This is a genomic window from Spirulina sp. CCY15215, from assembly GCF_016888125.1.
Taxonomy (GTDB): Bacteria; Cyanobacteriota; Cyanobacteriia; order Cyanobacteriales; family Spirulinaceae; genus CCY15215.
Map to the genome: position 1 here is coordinate 1 of NZ_JACSWA010000537.1, position 297 is coordinate 297.

The following is a 297-nucleotide window of genomic DNA, read 5'->3' on the forward strand; positions in this document are numbered from 1 at the left end:
TTCCAGCAGCGAGACTCCCCACATAATCATTGCCTAAAAACTTGTCTCCAGAATCGAGATTTGTATCATCGGACAAGTAATATTTCAAGTAACTATAACCGGCTGTAGCATCACCAATATTTTTGACATAACTGGTGACTTTGATAGTATCTCCAGCCTTAGCGGAACTGGGTACCGATTGATTTTGGACGACTAAATCGGGTTTGGGGTCGATAATGTTAATTGCTTTATAAGCAACATTATTGGATTCATTGCTTTCCGAGACATAACCATAACCATCCGCTTGGAACAAAATAT

The 297-nt window shown here is 39.4% G+C and carries 1 protein-coding gene; it reads right to left on the reverse strand.

The genetic code is table 11. The features are described 5' to 3' along the window. Positions 1 to 297, reverse strand: a 297-nt coding sequence (locus JUI58_RS18895; RefSeq protein WP_204105366.1) for a CARDB domain-containing protein, incomplete at both ends; no start/stop codon positions are given.